This is a genomic window from Neisseria sp. P0001.S005 (genome assembly GCF_051963715.1).
On sequence record NZ_JBQCTZ010000378.1, the window covers coordinates 1 to 1,734 of the forward strand.

Here is a 1,734-nt window from a genome sequence, read left to right on the forward strand (position 1 = left end):
TTTTATATATTAACGAACAGGGTCTCGGTTTATAATGGCAGAGTATTGAAAACGGGTGTGCAAAATGGATAGGATTTCGGTGGCCGAGTGTGATAAGCCTTTGTTTCAGACGGCCTTGACGGTGCAGGTGGGCGATGTGAACTATGGCGGCCATCTGGCGAACGATGCGGTGTTGCGTTTGTGCCATGAAGTGCGGATGCGTTGGCTGGCGAAGCTGAGTTGGAGCGAAATGGATGCCGGAGGGGCAGGCCTGATTATGGCGGATGCGGCGGTGCAGTATTTGGCGCAAGGTCATCATGGCGATGAGCTGTCGGTAGAAATGGGGGCGGCGGGCGTGGCCGGTGTGGGCTTTTCTTTGCTGTACCGTATCCGCAGGATTTCAGACGGTCTTGTGCTGGCGAAAGTGCAGACAGGCATGGTGTGTTTCGATTATGGCAAGCAGCGTGTCTGTCGTCTGCCTTCGGCCTTGAAAACAGCATTGGAGGCCGTCTGAAATGGCGGTATCAAGCAATTTTGCGCTTCATCTTGAGCGCTATCTGAAAACCTTGCTGCAACAAGGCAAGTCGGAGCATACCGTTTCCGCTTATCGGCGCGATTTGAGTGAATTGATGCGCCTGTTGCCCGATAATCTGGAAAACGGCCTGCCGACGCGCCGTGATTTTGTGGCGGTATTGAAAAAGCTGTCGCAAAAGGGCTTGAGCGCAAGCAGCTTGGCGCGGAAATTGTCGGTGTGGCGGCAGTATTGCAGTTGGCTGGTGCAGATAGAAGTCATGGAAAGCGACCCGACATTTAATATGAAAGCGCCGCGCCTGCCCGAACGCCTGCCCAAAGCGCTGCCGCAAGAACCTTTAAACCATATTCTCGACCATGCGCCTGTTGATGACGAATTGGACGTGCGCGATAAGGCCATGTTTGAATTGATGTATGGCAGCGGTTTGCGCCTGAGCGAGATACAAGGTTTGAATCTGGATGGTATTGTCTTGGACGAAGGCTGGGTCAGTGTGAAGGGTAAAGGGGGCAAGCAGCGGCAAGTGCCTTTGGTGGGCAAGAGCATTGCGGCATTGCGTGATTATCTGGCGGTGCGTATTGCCAAAGAGGGCGAGCAGGCCTTGTTCACTAATAAAAATGGCGGCAGGCTGGGGCAGCGTCAAATCCAAAAACGCCTGCAGGCGTGGGCAGTGCGCGTGGGCAGTGCCAGCCATATCTCGCCGCACATGATGCGCCACAGCTATGCGACCCATCTTTTGCAGGCATCGGGCGATATCCGCGCTGTGCAGGAATTGTTGGGGCACAGCAATCTTTCCGCTACGCAAGTTTATACAAAGCTGGATTTCGACCATTTGGCGCGCGTTTATGATGAGGCGCACCCAAGGGCGAAACGGAAAAAATGATTTTGTTTGAATCAGGCCGTCTGAAAGAATGTTTTCAGACGGCCTGATGTTTTATACAGATGATTTGAAACCATTTGAATTTTGATCGGTCTGATGAGGTTTCGATATTGGTTTAATGTGCGGATAACATAAACGCCGGAAGAATAGGCTGTTTTGTCTTACCGTTTATCTTTTAAAACGACCTTTTGTTTGATAATATTAGTAATGAGAGCTAATATCATATTATGATATGCAGCCTTTAAAACAGCAGGTCTATAACCTTTCTCTATAAGCATTAATGCTTATTTTGACTGTAAAACGACTTGCAAACGGGAATTGTTGCTATTAACATAACGGAATTATG

The 1,734-nt window shown here is 50.1% G+C and carries 2 protein-coding genes; both read left to right on the forward strand.

Annotated features, from left to right (window positions below):
- Window positions 1-64: 64 nt before the first annotated feature.
- Window positions 65-493 (forward strand): acyl-CoA thioesterase, encoded by a 429-nt coding sequence (locus ACTHSP_RS20345; RefSeq protein WP_049328851.1) that lies wholly within the window; start codon window positions 65-67, stop codon window positions 491-493.
- 1 nt (window position 494) lies between these two features.
- Window positions 495-1,391, forward strand: coding sequence for a tyrosine recombinase XerC (locus ACTHSP_RS20350; protein ID WP_314513875.1), 897 nt, complete (start codon window positions 495-497; stop codon window positions 1,389-1,391).
- The last annotated feature ends 343 nt before the right edge of the window (window positions 1,392-1,734 follow it).

Excerpts from the sequence above, each read along its gene's own strand:
- ACTHSP_RS20350 (WP_314513875.1), top strand. The coding sequence starts at position 495 with ATGGCGGTATCAAGCAATTTTGCGCTTCATCTTGAGCGCTATCTGAAA.
- ACTHSP_RS20345 (WP_049328851.1), top strand. The coding sequence starts at position 65 with ATGGATAGGATTTCGGTGGCCGAGTGTGATAAGCCTTTGTTTCAGACG.